This is a genomic window from Actinocrinis sp. (assembly GCF_035650855.1).
Classification (GTDB): domain Bacteria; phylum Actinomycetota; class Actinomycetes; order Streptomycetales; family Catenulisporaceae; genus Actinocrinis.
In genome coordinates this window covers 1-16,106 of record NZ_DASRGV010000125.1, presented here as the reverse complement: position 1 = coordinate 16,106, position 16,106 = coordinate 1, and the positions used below count along the sequence as shown (strand labels likewise).

At 70.7% G+C, this 16,106-nt stretch carries 14 protein-coding genes, 1 tRNA gene and 1 pseudogene; 6 read left to right on the top strand and 10 right to left on the bottom strand.

All coding sequences use genetic code 11. The features are described from left to right. Positions 1–391: 391 nt before the first annotated feature. Positions 392–592, bottom strand: a complete 201-nt coding sequence (locus VFB40_RS10040) for a hypothetical protein (protein ID WP_324849213.1) — start codon at positions 590–592, stop codon at positions 392–394. A 342-nt stretch (positions 593–934) separates the two neighbouring features. Between VFB40_RS10040 and VFB40_RS28505 the strand changes: the two are divergent. Continuing rightward, positions 935–1,231 (top strand): annotated as a pseudogene (locus VFB40_RS28505) (WhiB family transcriptional regulator); the annotation flags it as partial. A 416-nt stretch (positions 1,232–1,647) separates the two neighbouring features. Here the strand turns inward: VFB40_RS28505 and groL are convergent. Beyond that, complete coding sequence (gene groL / locus VFB40_RS10030; protein WP_324849209.1) at positions 1,648–3,267, bottom strand: chaperonin GroEL; 1,620 nt, start codon at positions 3,265–3,267, stop codon at positions 1,648–1,650. 178 nt (positions 3,268–3,445) lie between these two features. After that, positions 3,446–3,772 (bottom strand): co-chaperone GroES, encoded by a 327-nt coding sequence (groES, locus tag VFB40_RS10025; RefSeq protein ID WP_414639882.1) that lies wholly within the window; start codon positions 3,770–3,772, stop codon positions 3,446–3,448. A 342-nt stretch (positions 3,773–4,114) separates the two neighbouring features. Here groES and VFB40_RS10020 point away from each other — a divergent pair, with 342 nt between their 5' ends. Both VFB40_RS10020 and VFB40_RS10015 read left to right on the top strand, forming a co-directional pair. Then, positions 4,115–5,107 (top strand): helix-turn-helix domain-containing protein, encoded by a 993-nt coding sequence (locus VFB40_RS10020; RefSeq protein WP_324849207.1) that lies wholly within the window; start codon positions 4,115–4,117, stop codon positions 5,105–5,107. A 111-nt stretch (positions 5,108–5,218) separates the two neighbouring features. Then, on the top strand, positions 5,219–5,611 hold the full coding sequence (locus VFB40_RS10015; RefSeq protein ID WP_349261421.1) for a globin: 393 nt from the start codon (positions 5,219–5,221) through the stop codon (positions 5,609–5,611). A 67-nt stretch (positions 5,612–5,678) separates the two neighbouring features. On the opposite strand, the gene VFB40_RS10010 is transcribed toward VFB40_RS10015, so the two are convergent. The 6 genes from VFB40_RS10010 to VFB40_RS09985 form a co-directional block, all read right to left on the bottom strand. Further along, positions 5,679–7,001 carry a UDP-glucose dehydrogenase family protein gene (locus VFB40_RS10010; protein WP_324849203.1) on the bottom strand — a complete coding sequence of 441 codons (1,323 nt, stop codon included), beginning with the start codon at positions 6,999–7,001 and terminating at the stop codon, positions 5,679–5,681. A gap of 100 nt (positions 7,002–7,101) precedes the next feature. Beyond that, complete coding sequence (locus VFB40_RS10005) at positions 7,102–7,761, bottom strand: DUF8185 domain-containing protein (protein WP_324849201.1); 660 nt, start codon at positions 7,759–7,761, stop codon at positions 7,102–7,104. Positions 7,762–7,827: 66 nt separating this feature from the next. Next, a complete protein-coding gene (locus tag VFB40_RS10000; protein ID WP_324849199.1) occupies positions 7,828–8,283 on the bottom strand; it encodes an acyl-CoA thioesterase in 456 nt (151 codons plus the stop codon). Positions 8,284–8,287: 4 nt separating this feature from the next. Then, positions 8,288–9,952, bottom strand: a complete 1,665-nt coding sequence (gene ettA, locus VFB40_RS09995) for an energy-dependent translational throttle protein EttA (RefSeq protein WP_324849197.1) — start codon at positions 9,950–9,952, stop codon at positions 8,288–8,290. A 108-nt stretch (positions 9,953–10,060) separates the two neighbouring features. Continuing rightward, the gene (locus tag VFB40_RS09990) at positions 10,061–11,752 is read right to left on the bottom strand and encodes a GTPase (RefSeq protein ID WP_324849195.1); all 1,692 of its coding nucleotides are present in this window, start codon (positions 11,750–11,752) and stop codon (positions 10,061–10,063) included. Beyond that, the gene (locus VFB40_RS09985) at positions 11,749–13,425 is read right to left on the bottom strand and encodes a GTPase family protein (RefSeq protein WP_324849193.1); all 1,677 of its coding nucleotides are present in this window, start codon (positions 13,423–13,425) and stop codon (positions 11,749–11,751) included. The genes VFB40_RS09990 and VFB40_RS09985 overlap by 4 nt, the downstream gene beginning before the upstream one ends. 326 nt (positions 13,426–13,751) lie before the next feature. On the opposite strand from VFB40_RS09985, the gene VFB40_RS09980 reads away from it, so the two are divergent. From VFB40_RS09980 to VFB40_RS09970, 3 genes are all read left to right on the top strand, one after another. Continuing rightward, positions 13,752–13,824: transfer RNA gene (locus VFB40_RS09980), tRNA-Arg, on the top strand. Between the two features lie 48 nt (positions 13,825–13,872). Next, positions 13,873–14,418 (top strand): hypothetical protein, encoded by a 546-nt coding sequence (locus tag VFB40_RS09975; RefSeq protein WP_324849191.1) that lies wholly within the window; start codon positions 13,873–13,875, stop codon positions 14,416–14,418. 248 nt (positions 14,419–14,666) lie between these two features. Then, positions 14,667–15,554 carry a hypothetical protein gene (locus VFB40_RS09970; RefSeq protein WP_324849189.1) on the top strand — a complete coding sequence of 296 codons (888 nt, stop codon included), beginning with the start codon at positions 14,667–14,669 and terminating at the stop codon, positions 15,552–15,554. A gap of 4 nt (positions 15,555–15,558) precedes the next feature. On the opposite strand, the gene VFB40_RS09965 is transcribed toward VFB40_RS09970, so the two are convergent. Further along, the coding region (locus VFB40_RS09965; protein ID WP_349261420.1) for a carbohydrate binding domain-containing protein at positions 15,559–16,106 on the bottom strand (548 nt) is incomplete at its 5' end.

The following is a 16,106-nucleotide window of genomic DNA, read 5'->3' as shown; positions in this document are numbered from 1 at the left end:
ACCAGGATGGACGTCATATGTGCCTCCACGCACTGTGGATACCTGCTGCTGTCAGGCAATGCCGGGAATTGACGCGAGTGGGGCCGGAAACCGGTGGGACGGCCCGCCGGGTGGGGGGTTCCGGCCCCCTACGCACTGACTCAACGACCGTCACCCGAAAGCGTTACGCACAATCGGGTGGCGATTTCGGGACAGTCGCAGCTCAAGATCGAGTTTTCGGCGAAAGTCCGTTCACCCGCTCGGCGCAGGCCACGCCGGACGGCGGGCGACCGGCGGATCGAGACCGGCCGCGCGGGGCGGCGCACGGACGTTTTGTGACGATATCGTGACGGGCTGTTATTGCAGACCCAGTTTGGACCCGGGCGTCGGAATTTGGGAAGCCCTGACCGGCTCAAACCGCGGCGGACACCCGGCTCTCCGCCGCTCGCACCAGCGCGGCGGCGCGCGCCACCGGCACGCCAGAGCGCACGAGGCGGTCGACCACGGCGAGGCGCACGACGTCGATGGCGGCGTAGGGCCGGTGCTGCCCGACGCCGTTCGGATCGCCGTCCGGATCGCGCAGCGCGGCGTGCGGGACACCGGTGCGCAGCACGAGCTCCTCACGGGTGTACCGGCCGGTGTGCCGTGACCCGGTGTTAAGGCCTTTGGCACCTTCTCGCCACAACGGGGTGATTCCATCGAAATCGCAGGTCGGGGCAGCGGGGCATCGGCCGTTCAGGGGCTCGGCACTGGGCCGTTCGTAGGTCGAGAACACACTGCTCCCTTACCTAACAAATAGGTGGGTATAGGCGTCAGTACCGGCAACTCCACCCTTACCGGGGAATGCCTTGTCATGACACGTCCAATCACTGGATGACCTGCGGTTTACAACGGACACGCTGAGCGAGCGCACTGTCACTGAACGCGCCGCCGGCGACAAGGAGGGACAGCGGCGATGGCCGATTTCTCACGGCTCCCCGGCCCGAACGCCGATCTGTGGGACTGGCAGCTGCGCGGTCTGTGCCGAGGCAAGGACAGCTCGCTCTTCTTCCACCCCGAGGGCGAGCGCGGTGCGGCGCGATCGAGCCGAGAAATGGCGGCGAAGGAGATCTGCATGAACTGCCCCGTGCAGATACCGTGCGCGGACCACGCGCTGAAGGTGCGCGAGCCGTACGGCGTCTGGGGCGGCATGACGGAGGAGGAACGCGAGGAGCATCACGCGCGGCAGAAGGCGCTCGCACGGGCACAGGCGGCCCGGCAGAAGGAGGCGCGGGCGCGGCAGGAGAAGCTGAAGGAGAAGCTGCTGCGCGAGAAGGCGATGCAGGACCAGGTCCAGGCGAAGGAGCCGGCGGCGAACGGCGCCGGCGACGAGGCCGCTGCATTCGAGTCGACACCGCGGCGCAAGCGAATGGCCGGCGGGGTCGTGGCAGCCGCGGCTCCCAAGACCAAGGCCGCCGCCACGAACGCACCGAAGAAGTCGCCGAGCAAGCCGGCCCCGCGTAAGAAGACCAAGCCGCTCGTTAAGGCGTAACGGAATAGCAGCGCGGAAACGACGGGACTCCCGTAGCCACCAGGTTCAGTGGCTACGGGAGTCCCGTCGTGCTCAGTTACTGTCGCGGGGAGCCGTGACTGGTAACTGTGACTAATGACTGTGACTGGTCACTGCGACTAGTGGCTGTGCCCGTGGCCGTGCGAGTGACCCTCGTCTTCCTTCGGCGCCGGCTTGTCCACGACCAGCGTCTCGGTGGTCAGCAGCATCGAGGCGATCGACGCGGCGTTGGCCAGCGCGGAGCGGGTGACCTTGACCGGGTCGATGACGCCGGCCGCGATCAGGTCCACGTACTCGCCGGTGGCCGCGTTCAGGCCCTTGGCGTCGTCGAGGTTGGAGACCTTGTCGGTGACGACGTAGCCCTCGTGCCCGGCGTTCTCGGCGATCCAGCGCAGCGGCTCGACCAGGGCCTTGCGCACCACGGCGACACCGGTCGCCTCGTCGCCGCTCAGGCCGAGACGCTCGGTCAGCACCGCGGTGGCGTGCACGAGCGCCGCGCCGCCACCGGCCACGATGCCCTCCTCGACCGCGGCGCGGGTGGCCGAGATCGCGTCCTCGAGACGGTGCTTCTTCTCCTTGAGCTCGACCTCGGTGGCCGCGCCGACCCGGATCACGCACACGCCGCCGGCCAGCTTGGCCAGCCGCTCCTGCAGCTTCTCCCGGTCCCAGTCGGAGTCGGAGGCCTCGATCTCGGCCTTGATCTGGCGCACCCGGTCCTGCACCGCGCCGGAGTCGCCGGCGCCGTCCACGATCGTGGTGTTGTCCTTGTCGACGGTCACCCGGCGGGCGGTGCCGAGCACCTCGATGCCGACCTGGTCCAGCTTGAGGCCGACCTCGGGGCTGACCACCTGGGCGCCGGTGAGGGTCGCGATGTCCTGCAGGATCGCCTTGCGGCGGTCGCCGAAGCCGGGGGCCTTGACCGCGACCGAGTTGAAGGTGCCGCGGATCTTGTTGACCACGAGGGTGGAGAGCGCCTCGCCGTCCACGTCCTCGGCGATGATCAGCAGCGGCTTGCGGGACTGGGCGACCTTCTCCAGCACCGGCAGCAGCTCGGAGATCGAGGAGATCTTGCCCTGGTTGATCAGGATGTACGGGTCCTCAAGGACGGCCTCCTGGCGCTCCTGGTCGGTGACCATGTACGGCGAGAGGTAGCCCTTGTCGAACTGCATGCCCTCGGTGAACTCGAGGGCCAGGCCGAAGGTGTTGTTCTCCTCGACCGTGATGACGCCGTCCTTGCCGACCTTGTCCATCGCCTCGGCGATCAGGTCGCCGATCGCCTGGTCCTGCGCGGAGATCGCGCCGACCTGGGCGATGGACTCCTTGGTCTCAACCGGCTTGGCGGTGGACAGCAGGTGGTCGGAGACCGCCTTGACCGCCGCGTCGATGCCGCGCTTGAGCGCGATCGGCTGCGCGCCGGCCGCGACGTTGCGCAGGCCCTCGCGCACCAGCGCCTGGGCCAGCACGGTCGCGGTGGTGGTGCCGTCGCCCGCGATGTCGTTGGTCTTGGTCGCGACCTCCTTGGCGAGCTGGGCGCCGAGGTTCTCGTACGGGTCCTCGAGCTCGACCTCGCGGGCGATGGTCACGCCGTCGTTGGTGATCGTCGGCGCGCCGAACTTCTTGTCGATGACGACGTTGCGGCCCTTCGGGCCGATCGTCACCTTGACCGCGTCGGCGAGCGCGTTGACGCCGCGCTCCAGCTTGCGGCGGGCGTCCTCGTCGAATTGCAGCATCTTGGCCATGAGTGCCAAGCGTCCCTTCTAAGCCTGGGTTGGTGGAACAGCGAACCTGGTCGCTCCGCCGGGCCTGGTGGCCGGCCGGTCGGACGTGCGCGCGTCAGGCGCGGAAGGCCGCGCCCCGCCGCCCGTCCGAGCGGGGCTTGCGGAACGCGGCCTTCACGGCTGGCTGCGCGGGCGCCTGCTACTTGTTGACGACGGCGAGCAGGTCGCGCGCCGACAGGACGAGGTACTCCTCGCCGTTGTACTTGACCTCGGTACCGCCGTACTTGGAGTACAGGACGACGTCGCCTTCCTTGACGTCGAGCGGGAGGCGCTGGCCGTCCTCGAAGCGGCCCGGGCCCACGGCCAGGACGACGCCCTCCTGCGGCTTCTCCTTCGCGGTGTCCGGGATGACCAGGCCGGAGGCGGTGGTCTGCTCGGCGTCCAGCGGCTTGACGACGACGCGGTCCTCAAGCGGCTTGATGGCAACGGTAGCCACGGTCGTGACCTCTCCTTCGGAGACATTCACTGACGGCGGGAACACCGCCCCGCCGGTCGACTTAGGGCCACCGTCCACGCCTGTCGTCGCGGGTGCCAGGGGGACGGGGTGGCATTGGCACACTCACGGCGAGAGTGCCAATCGGCAGGTTATGACTCCCGCTGGCACTCGGTCAACCCGAGTGCCAAAACCGGGACACGCCGACTGCGCCTCGGCGGCGGACCGGCCGCTGATCTTGGCGAACGTGAGCCCGCGTCATAGAACAGCTTCGGCGGCGGATAATCATGGACGCACAAAGACACGCGAGGTAGACGCATCCGCGCCGCCAAATCGGGCACGGATCATGCAGACCTGCTGACGAGGGGATAGACGGTGTTCGGCATACTCGGCCTCGATCCGACGGCGGAGCGTGTCTACCAGGATCTGGTGACTGCGGGGTCCGGCAGTACTGCCGGGCTTGTCGAGCGGACCGGGCTGCCGCGGGCCGAGGTGCGTAAGGCGCTCACGCAGCTGGCCGAGCTGGGACTGGTGACGAAGCAGACCGGGCCGCGGGAGCGCTATGTGGCCGCTCCGCCAGCTGTGGCTCTGGGGGCGCTGCTGGCTGAGCAGCGGCACGCGTTGTACCGCGCCGAGCTCGGCCTGGCATCGCTGGCCGAGGCGTACCGCAGCGCGAGCGCGGACAGCTCCGCGCGCGATCTGGTGGAAGTGGTGATTGGCGCGCACGCGGTGCGGCATCGCTTCGAGCAAGTCCAAATGGCCGCGACCGCCGAGTTGCACGTCATGTCAGAGGCCAGCCACGAGGTGGTCGCGCCGGGCGAGAGCGCGGCCGAGGAGCAGGCCATCAACCGCGGCGTGCGGTACCACGTCATCGTCGAGCACGCGATGCTGGATCGCCCGGGCGCCTTCGAGGGCCTGATGGCGCATATGAAGCACCAGCAGCTGTGCCGGGTGGTGGAGCGGGTGCCCACGAAACTGGTGATCGCGGACCGCGCGGTCGCGCTGGTGCCGCTGAGCGACGGCACGAACCCGGACGGCGGCGAGCCCTCCGCGATGTTCGTGCGCGCCCCCGGCCTGATCAGGCTGCTGATGGGGCTGTACGAATCGGTGTGGGACCGCGCGGTGCCGGTACGCCTCGTGGAGCCCAGCGGGATCGAGCTCGACGTCCCCGAGACCGAGCCGACCGGCCTGGATCTGCGGATCCTCTCGCTGCTCATGGTCGGCGCGACGGACGCGGCGATCGCCAAGCAGCTCGGCCTCGGCCTGCGCACCGTGCAGCGGCGGGTGGCGCACATGATGGACCTGGCGCGCGTGAGCACGCGGTTGCAGCTCGGCTGGCAGGCCTGCCATCGCGGCTGGCTGAGTTAAAGGACTGAGCCGCTCAAGGCTGGGGTTGCTGGGGTTTTCGCGGAGGACCGGCCGGGCTGCCGCGCCGAAGATCACGGCGTGGCGCGGCATTAGGATGGTCGGGTGACGCAGGTGAGCATTCCGCGCGGAGAACCGGAGCCGTTTTACTCCAGGGTCGGCGGCGAGCCGACCTTCCGGGCGCTGGTGCACCGCTTCTACGAGGGCGTCGCCGAGGACCAGGAGCTTCGGGCGCTGTACCCGGAGGAGGATCTGGGCCCGGCCGAGGAGCGGCTGACCCTGTTCCTGATCCAGTACTGGGGCGGCCCGTCGACGTACAGCGAGACGCGTGGGCACCCGCGCTTGCGGATGCGCCACGCGCCGTTCCGGGTCGACGCCCGGGCCCGGGATCTGTGGCTGCATCACATGGCCGAGGCGGTGCGCTCGCTGAAGCTGCCCGGGGCGGACGAGACCGAGCTCTGGCAGTACTTGGAGCGGGCCGCGCACTTCATGGTCAACGCCGAGTAGCGGCACCCGGACTTCGCTGAGACTGGCTCTCGTGCGGGTTCGGCGGGGCCGGATTCGCCGAGCTCGGCTACGGACGTCCCAGGGCGCGGTACTCCCAGCCCGCGGCGCGGTACGCAACCGGATCGAGCGCGTGGCGACCGTCCACCACCTTCCGCTGAGCGACGACGTCGCCGAGCGCGGCCGGGTCGATCTCGCGGAACTCGGTCCACTCCGTCAGCAGCACCACCACGTCGGCGTCGCGCGCCGCCTCAAGCGTGCTGTGCGCGTATTCCAGGTTCGGGTAGGCGCGGCGGGCGTTCTCCAGCGCCTCCGGGTCGTAGACGCGCACCTTCGCGCCGCCTTCTTGGAGCATGCGGGCGACGTCGAGGGCCGGTGCGTCCCGGATGTCGTCCGAGTCCGGCTTGAACGCGGCGCCGAGCGCGGCGATCCTGGCGCCGCGTAGCGAGCCTCCGGCCAGTTCGCGGACCAGGTCGACGGTGCGGGAGCGGCGGCGCCGGTTGATGGCGTCCACCTCGTGCAGGAAGGCCACGGCCTGGCCGACGCCCAGTTCCTCGGCGCGGTGGGCGAAGGCGCGGATGTCCTTGGGCAGGCAGCCGCCGCCGAAGCCGAGTCCGGGGCGCAGGAAGCGGCCGCCGATCCGGGAGTCGTAGGACAGCGCCTCGGCCAGCTGGTGCACGTCCGCGCCGGTGGCCTCGCAGACCTCCGCCATCGCGTTGATGTAGGAGATCTTGGTGGCCAGGAAGGAGTTCGCGGCCACCTTCACCAGCTCGGCGGTGCTCAGGTCGGTGATCACGACCGGGCTGCCCTGCTCGATGATCGGCGCGAAGACGGTGTGCAGCTGGTCCTGGGCCCACTGCGACTCGACGCCGAAGACGAGCCGGTCGGGCCGCAGCGTGTCCTCCACGGCGAAGCCCTCGCGCAGGAATTCCGGGTTCCACGCCAGCTCGACCTGCTCCCCCGCCGGCGCGAGCGCGCGCAGCAGGCCGGTCAGCCGGCCCGCGGTGCCGACCGGCACGGTGGACTTGCCGACGACGAGCACGCGGCGGTCCAGGTGCGGCGCGAGCGCGGTGACGGCGCTCTCCACATAACGAAGGTCGGCCGCGTTGGAGCCGGCGAGCTGCGGCGTGCCGACGCACACGAAGTGCACGTCGCCGAACGCGCCGGCCTCGGCGTAGTCGGTGGTGAAGCGCAGCTTGCCGGACTCGAGGGCCTTGACCAGCAGCTCGGGCAGTCCCGGCTCGAAGAACGGCACCTGCCCGGCGTTGAGCCGGTCCACCTTGTCCTGCGCCACGTCGACGCCGAGCACGTCGAAACCGAGCACAGCCATGCAGATCGCGTGCGTGGCGCCCAGGTAGCCCGTGCCGATGACGGTGATCTTCGGTGCACTCATCGATCTCTCCCCTCAACCAGTGAGTGCGTACAGAAGCGACACCCTAGCTTGTGCCACTGGCCGATGTTGCTGGTACCCCGGAACTGGACCGGGCCGGGCCTCACAGGCCGGCGTTGATGCGCTCCAGCGCGGTGCCGTAGGGGGTGTCCAGGCGCAGCCACCGCGTGTGTGCGGCCACTCGCGCGGACTGCGCGGAGCTTTCCGGCTGCGGGCCGAGGAATCCCATCGCGGACGCGGCGTGGGCGGCGCGCCAGCGCAGGCCGTGCGGAAGCTCGCGGGTCCAGATCTCCTCGGCGAGATTGTCCAGCGCCGCGCGGTCGCGCCCGAGCGCGGCGAATCTGAAGTCGGCGTTGCCCTGCGTGACGGCTTCGGCGAGTTGCCGCAGCGGTATCTCGCCGAGCGGGCGCCAGCCGGTGCGCGGCGGCAGCAGGCCGGCCCAGGACGGGCCGCCGGTGAGCTGCGCGGGCAGCGCGAATCCGGCGGTGCCGTCCTCGTCGGTGTGGATCGATTCGAGCAGTTGACCGGCGGACACGGTGCGGTCGAAGGGCTGCGCGCCTTCGGCGAGGCTTACCGTACGCACCGTCAGAACGCTGGCGCGGGTTGTGGATCCGTGCAGTGGCGGAGCGGCGTACGCGGCGGCCACCGGCCCTATGCCGACTAACCGCACTGCGGCTGTCTTGTCCATGCCGAGCAGGCGTTGCAGGTAGACGCCCAGGGCAGCCGCGTCCTCCAGGCTGGCGAATACGTGCTCGTCGTTCATCGGTCTACCAGCGGGTCGGTGGTTCAGCGGTTCGGACGTTGAGCGGCGGCGGTTCGGCGGTGACGCTCAACGGTGCCGCGACTCGGGTGGCGCGGGGGCGAGGTAGGGCTTGAGATAGTCGCGCTCCTCCGCGGTCATCCGCCGCGGCCGCTCGGCGCCCAGGTCGTACGGCACCAGGACCGTCTTGGCGACGGCGTATACGAAGTCGTCGTCCTTGACCTCGTAGGCCACGGTGAAGGAGGCGTTCCCGACCCGGGTCACCCAGGTCTCCACGCGCACCGGCTCCGAGCGGTAGACCAGGGGGCGCTTGTACTCGATCTCGTGCCGGGCCACCACGGTGCCGAGGGAGAACTCCTCGATCCCCGCCTGCTTGGCGGTCATGAACATCCACTCCACGCGTGCCTGTTCCAGGTAGCGCAGGTAGACCACGTTGTTCACGTGCCCGAAGGAGTCCATGTCCGCCCACCGCAAGGGGCAGAGGTAGACGTACCTCAGCCCCTTGTCGGTGATCTCCGCGGGCACCCGGCTAGCCCCGGGTCAGCTTGCGATAGGTGACCCGGTGCGGGCGGGCCGCCTCGGGACCGAGCCGCTCGACCTTGTTCTTCTCGTAGGACTCGAAGTTGCCCTCGAACCAGAACCACTTGGAGTCGCCCTCGTAGGCCAGGATGTGCGTGGCCACCCGGTCGAGGAACCAGCGGTCGTGGGAGACCACCACGGCGCAGCCGGGGAAGTCGAGCAGTGCGTTCTCCAGCGAGGAGAGGGTCTCGACGTCCAGGTCGTTGGTCGGCTCGTCGAGCAGCAGCAGGTTGCCACCCTGCTTGAGGGTGAGCGCGAGGTTGAGCCGGTTGCGCTCGCCTCCGGAGAGCACCCCGGCCGGCTTCTGCTGGTCCGGGCCCTTGAAGCCGAACGCGGAGACGTACGCGCGCGAGGGCATCTCGACCTGGCCGACCTGGATGTAGTCGAGCCCGTCGGAGACCACCTCCCACAGCGTCTTCTTCGGGTCGATGCCGGCCCGGTTCTGGTCCACGTAGGAGATCTTCACCGTCTCGCCGACCTTGACCTCGCCGGAGTCCGGCTGCTCGAAGCCGACGATGGTCTTGAACAGGGTGGTCTTGCCGGCGCCGTTCGGGCCGACCACGCCGACGATGCCGTTGCGCGGCAGGGTGAAGGACAGGTCGTCGATCAGCAGCCGCTCGCCGAAGCCCTTGCTCAGCTTGGCGACGTCGACCACCACGCTGCCCAGGCGCGGGCCCGGCGGGATCTGGATCTCCTCGAAGTCGAGCTTGCGGGTCTTCTCCGCCTCGGCCGCCATCTCCTCGTAGCGGGCCAGGCGCGCCTTCTGCTTGGCCTGGCGGCCCTTGGCGTTGGAGCGCACCCACTCGAGCTCGTCCTTGAGCCGCTTGGCCCGCTTGGCGTCCTTCTGGCCCTCGACCTTCATGCGGGAGGCCTTGGTCTCCAGGTAGGTGGAGTAGTTGCCCTCGTAGGGGTAGGCGCGGCCGCGGTCGAGCTCGAGGATCCACTGCGCGACGTTGTCGAGGAAGTACCGGTCGTGGGTGATCGCGACCACGGTGCCGGCGTACTTGGCCAGGTGCTGCTCGAGCCAGAGCACCGACTCGGCGTCCAGGTGGTTGGTGGGCTCGTCGAGCAGCAGCAGGTCGGGGGCTTCGAGCAGCAGCTTGCACAGCGCCACCCGGCGCTTCTCGCCGCCGGAGAGCACCTTGACGTCGGCGTCGCCGGGCGGGCAGCGCAGCGCGTCCATGGCCTGCTCGAGCTGGGCGTCCAGGTCCCAGGCGTTGCGGTGGTCCAGCTGCTCCTGCAGCGTGCCCATCTCGGCCAGCAGCTCGTCGGAGTAGTCGGTGGCCATCAGCTCGGCGATCTGGTTGAAGCGGTCCAGCATCGCCTTGGTGTCGGCCACCCCCTCCTGCACGTTGGCCAGCACGTCCTTGCTCTCGTCGAGCTCGGGTTCCTGCAGCAGGATGCCGACGGAGTAGCCGGGGGTCAGGTTCGCGTCGCCGTTGGACGGCTGCTCGAGACCGGCCATGATCTTCAGCACGGTCGATTTGCCCGCCCCGTTCGGGCCGACCACGCCGATCTTCGCGCCCGGCAGGAACGAGAGGGTCACGTCGTCGAGGATGACCTTGTCGCCGTGGGCCTTCCGGGCCTTGCGCAGGGTGTAGATGAACTCCGCCATGCCTACAAGCTTAGTGGCCCTACGGAGCCGGTCCGGACCGGCTTTCAGCGCTCTGTGGATAACTCGGCGGCGGGAACGGTGCGGCGGGTGACGCCGCCGGAGCCGCGATCAGCCCTCGCGCACCGTCTTGAAGTCGGCCAGGGCGCTGCGATATCGGGACAGCTCCTCGCCGATCGGGCCGAACAGCTCGTCCTGCGCGACCGCGGCCAGTTCCACGGAAAGCCGCCCGACCGCGACCTGCCCGGCGGCCACCGCGGCTTCCCTGGCCTTGCGGCGCGCGGTCAGGTCAAGGGTGATCGAGCCGAGCAGGCACAGGGCGGCGAGCACGATGGCGAGGGCCTCGGGGAAGCCGGGGACGAAGCAGAGCACCACCCACAGCGCGGTGAGCGTGAGCAGGGCGGCGTGGCCGGTCTGCACGACCAGGCGCCGGGACGGCGGCCTGGCCTCGATCTCGCTGGCGGCCAGCGCGGCGTCGATCCGGTCGGCCACCTTGCGCCTGCTGCCGGTGATCTGGTTGCGCAGCGCGCGGGCCCAGTCCGGCGGGAGCTGCGCCGTGGCCGCGTCGGAGAGCCGGGAGAGCACGGTTTCCAGCGCCGCCCGGTCCACCGGCACGGGAGCCGGGGCGTCGTCCTCCGCGTCGGTCGCCGCGCGGACCAGGTCGCGCAGGCTGCCGCCGCCTGACGGGCCGTCAGCGCCGCGATCGGCGCCCGACCGCCCGGAGCCGGCCGAGCCCGCGGTGCCCGGTGCGGCGGCCGTGCCCGGGTCCACGAGCTCGCGCAAAAGGCGCAGCGGCGTGGAGACGGCCGCCTGGCCGCGGACCGCGATCCGCTCGCTGACGGCGTCGGCGAGGCTGGCGACGCCCGCAGCCGCGCGCAGGCCGTCCATCGCCTCGGCGCGCGCCTCGTCGGAAACCGTTGCCTCACCGTCGTCCTGCTGCGGCGTCGCCGTGTCCGTGACCAGCATCGGGGCCAGCCGTTCGGCGACCCTGTCGACGTCGGCGGCCAGCCGGTCCGCGGCGGCCCTGCGGCCGGAGACCCGTTCGGTCAGCCGGCGGCGCAGCTCGTCGAGGCCCTCGCGGGTGCGTGCGGAGACCGGGATCACCGCGACGCCGGTCAGCCCGTCCTCCTCGACCAGCCTGGCCAGGTCCGCGGCGCACTCGGTCACCGCCTCAGGGGGCAGCCGGTCGATCTGGTTGAGCACGATCAGCATGACGTCCGCGTGGTGCGCCAGCGCCTTGAGGTAGCGGTCGTGCCAGGAGGCGTCGGCGTACTTCTGCGGGTCGGTGACCCAGACCACGACGTCGGCCAGGCTCACCGCCTGGTCCACCTCGATCTGGTGCTCGCGCACCGCCGAGTCGTGGTCGGGCAGGTCGACCAGCACCAGCCCGGCGAGCGCGTCGCGCACCGAGGAGCGGTCGAGGGCCGAGTCGCGGGTCAGCTGGCGGCGCGACTCCACGCCGAGCCGGTCGAGCAGCGGCCTGGCCTCGGCGAGCCGGTCCGCCTCCCAGACGCAGGCGATGGCCTGCGTGGTGGTCGGGCGGCGCACCGCGACCGGGGAAAGGCCGATCCCGACCAGGGCGTTGAACAGGGAGGACTTCCCGACGCCGGTGGCGCCGCCGAGGATGACCACGGTGTGCTCCGCGGACATGCCGAAGCGGGCGGCGGCGCGGCGCAGCACCTCGCGCGCCGGGTCGAGCGCCTGCTGCGGCAGCCGGTCCTCGGCGGTGGCGACCAGCCGGGCCAGCGCGTCGAGTCGAGTACCGACTCCGAGGGTGCGTTGACTGCCGCGGATGACTCTCATCGGGCCCGCTGCACCGCCTGCCCGGCTTCGAGCAGCGCCTTCGCCGCGCCGGGCTCGACGCCGAGGTCGGACAGCGCGCGGTGGTGGCGGAAGGCGAGCCGGTCGAACAGCGCGCCGAGGGCGGTGTCCAGCGAGGTGGCGGCGAGTTCGGCGAGCCGGTCGGTCTCGTCCGCGCCGAAGACCGCGTCGGCCAGCCGGCGGGTCGCGGCGGCGACCGGGTGCACGGTCCGGTCGCTGGAGGAACCTGAGCGCAAGGCGCGGCGGCGTCTGGGTGGCGCGGTGGCGCCGCGGCGGCCGGTGAAGACGACGGCGGCCAGCAGCGCGGCGGGTCCATTGCGGCCGGCCGCGAAGAACTGGGCGTCGGAGCGCTTGCGGTGCGGTTCCCTGGCCAGCAGGTCGACCAGGCCGTCGGCCCATTCGTCCAGTTCGGGGGGCACGGCTCCGGCGCGGGTTCCGGCCGAGACCACGGCTTCGGCGCTGTCCTGCTCGGCCAGCGCTTCTCGCCAGGCCCCGGCGACCTGCTCGGCGGCCCGCGACGCGGCGGCGGCCACCTGGTCGGCCGCGGCGCCGAGCAGCAGGCGGCGGGCGGTTTCCGCGGCCGGATCGCCGGCCGAGAACAGCGAGGTAGCGCGGTCTGGCGCGATCATCGCCTGCCACTCCAGCAGCGGCGTACCGCGCAGCAGTTCGCCCTGAGCGACGGCGTCATGCAGCGAGATGCGCTCGGCGGCGTATGCGAGATCCGCCTGGCTGCGCAGCCGGTCGGCTGCCTCGACTTGCGCCGCCAGACCCTCTGCTACCGCACCGAGGCGACGGGGTAAGTCATCGAACATGCCGTTGACCGTCGCGGCGATCGTTGCCTGACGCATCGTCGGATCGTGCGCGGTGGAACGCAGCCAGGTCATCAGCGGGTCGAGCAGGTACTCGGGCAGCAGGCCGCCGGTGAGAACGGATTCCGGAACGGTGAACAGCGGCAGATCGCCGAGTCCGTTGACGGCGAGCAGCGCCTGTCCGGCCTCGCGCACCTCGCGCAGGCTCTCCGGCGGCACCCGGTTCAGCACGATCGCGATGGTCACCCGCCGCTCGCGGGCCGCCTGAAGCAGCCGCCACGGCACCGCGTCGGCGTAGCGCTCGGCGGTGGTGACCAGCAGCCAGGCGTCGGCCGCGCCGAGCAGCCGCTCCCCCGCGTCCCGGTTGTCGGCGACCACCGAGTTGACGTCCGGGGCGTCGATCAGCGCGATTCCCGCCGGGATGGCCGGATGCGGGGCGAGGGTCAGGGCATCGGCCCGATCGGTCGGGCCCGGGGCGCGCAGGAAGGCCGGCAGCAGCCGTTCCGGGCCGGTGACCGCGGCGACCTCGGCGGGGTTCACGCACAGCACCGCGGAACGGGTGGTCGGGCGCAGCACCCCGGCCTTGCTGACTTCCTGCCGGACCAGCGAGTTGACCAGGGTGGACTTGCCGACGCCGGTCGAGCCGCCGACCACGATGTGCACCGGGCCCTCGGGCCGGCGCAGCCTGGGTATCAGATAGTCGTCCAGGCGTCTGATCAGTTCGGCCTGGATTCTGCGCGTGGCGACGACACCGTCCGCGGCCAGTGGGAGCCGTGGCGCGGCCACGCTGTCGCGGAGCGCGCCCACCGCGCCCAGCAGGTCAGCGTCCGGGCCTGTGATCGTCACAGCCGTGAGCATGCCGCAGCCCCTGGGGACATGGGAACACCGGGGTCAGGTTTGTTTATAACTTCTCTGTTGCGGCTTCGTCCTGGGCGAACCGGGGCGAGCCTGCCCCCGACCGTACCAAGCGCGCCCCGGCTGTGGGACCTTTTGCGGTCGATTTGGCTTGAGGATCAGCTTCATCCCCGGCTCGCGCGGTGGCGCGAAGGCCGGCCGAGCGCGCTGTCCCCGGCTCCGGAGCGCGTGCCCGACCGCCCCTGGCCGCGACCGGCGGACCGGAATGGCGCCGCGTAGTGACGGCGGCTTCTACTACCCTGGTTCCGCGCGCCGCCGCCCCCATAGCTCAGCGGATAGAGCAGGTGCCTTCTAAGCACTTGGTCGCAGGTTCGAGTCCTGCTGGGGGCACCGTTCCAGCCGGGCTGATCGCCGTTCGACGCGGCGCTGGGGGAGATCTTGACCGAGAACGGCAACAGCACGCCTGAACCCACTGACGGCGTTGCGTCGCCACCGCCACCGCGCTTGAGCGGCCGCGCTCGCAACGCACTGATCGGCGCAGCGACCACGGCAGTAGTAGCGGCCGTGGTCCTGCTCATCGTTTTCACCGGGCACCGCGGAAGCGATACGGGGCAGGGGCAGACGTTGACTGTGCCGCCGATGACGTTCAGATTGCAGGCCACGGTCACGGCCGCGCTGGACGGCAGTGATGTGGTCGGCTGCACCCTCGCCCAGGACGCGCTTCTGACAGTGACCGATGTCTTCACGAAAGACATCGACCACCAGTCAGCCGCAGTCGCCGATGCGCAGAAGGCGATCGTCCAAGCGGAGCAAGCCGCCGAGACGGCTCGGACCACGGCGCTGCGAGGGGCGGTCGCGACGATGAAGGTCCACCTGACCGCGCTGCGCGACTCGGCCCAGGCAAACGACTCGGCCTCAGAAGCAACCGCGGTCAAGTCCATGCAAGGCGACATAACTGCTGTTTTCAGCGCGTGCGGCGCGTAGGGGTCAGCTAGAGGGCGGTGCAGACCTTACGTCGCGAGGGTCCGCTACGCTGATGCAGCGCAGGTCGTGACGGTCGGCCAGGCAACCGCGTGGTGCTTTCAAGGGTGGCCGCCGGTCGCGTCCTGCCGGGACACGGGTCGGCCGGCAGGCGGGCGAGTGCGGCGGAGAATACGGGACCGCCGGCCCGCAGGGGGAAGAGACCGGGTGCCTGGACGGCATCCGTTCTTGAGACGGCGAGAGGGACGACGATGGGCAAGCGGGCGGTCGCGTCGGCGGTCGCGGTGCTCCTGAGCTGCGCGCTCGTATCGTCCTGCCATTCCGGGCCGGCCGCGACGCACACCACAGAGCCGGCCGCGCGGACCTCCGACACGGACACCGCGGGGGCGGCGGAGGCCAAGGCGGTCGAGGCGCTGCGGGCCTGGCTGGCCGCGCCGAAAGCGGGGGCGCTCACGGTGAGCAGCGTCGAGACGGACAGCGCGAAGAAGATCGCCGCCAGCCGCCAGCTGACCGGCCGGCTGGATCCGACGCTCGGCACCGCCTCGCTGACCGGGACGCTGAACGTGCTCGGCAGCAGCAGCGTGGTGCAGGACCCGCTGAACGTGGTCGTGGTGGGCGGAAAGCTTTACTCCTCGATCCCGGCCAAGGAGAAGCACCTGTATCCGGGGCGCACCTGGTTCGTGGACGACCTGTCCGCCGCGCGCGCGGCCGGATCGACGCACTCGATCTGGTGGCTGGCGCTCGGGGCGCTGGACAAGGTGCACGTGGACGGGGCGAGCGAGGTGGACACCAAGTCGGCGGTCGAGTACACCGGCACCGTCGACCTGGCGAAGATCCCGGCGGTCGCGGATCAGCTCCCGAAGTCGGTGATCGTGCAGAAGGCCGGCACCACCAAGGTTTCCATCGACCTCTACACCGACCTCGGCACCGGCTCGCTGGTGCGCCTCACCTACCGGTTGGGGCTTCAGGTGTCCGTGGACGCGACGCCGACCGGGCGCAGCACCGCCGGGTACGAGGTCGACTTCAGCGGGTTCAGCACCCCGGTGAAGCCCTCGCCGACTCCAGTCGTGGCTCCCGAAGCGCACCTGGTGGCGACGCGCTCCGGGAGCAGCGACCTGTGTCAGTTGATGCTGTTCTGATCGGCTACGCGACCGAGAAGTCGTCCGCGTAGTACGAGCCCTGTCCGTACCAGCCGTGCACCCAGATCGTCACGCTGCTCGTCGACGCGCCGGTGGTGAAGGTGACGGACAGCTGCTGGTACGCGCCGCCGGTTCCGGGCGTCCACGTGCTCGTGTCGCTCGTGCCCGTGCCGGTGTCGCCGATGAACACGTATGAACCGTTCACCCACGCGCTGAGCGTGTACTTGGTGTTCGGACTCACGCTGATCGTCTGCGAGCACTGCGCGTCATCCGAGCTGGACGCGGCCCCCAGGAGCGCATGGCTGCCGCCGTGCGCAGGGCTGGAGACCACCGAGCCGAGGTTGCCGGTGCAGCTCCACGGGGAGAGCGCGCCGGACTCGAAGCCGGGGTTGCTCACCTTGTTGCCGCCGGTGCCGCCGGTCGGCGAGGAGCTGGGCGAGGAGGACGGCGACTGGGAGGGCGAGCTGCTCGGGGACGAGGACGGTGAGGACGAAGGCGAACCGCTGGGTGAGGTGGTCGGCGTCGGCGATCCGCTCGGCGTGGTGCAGCTGG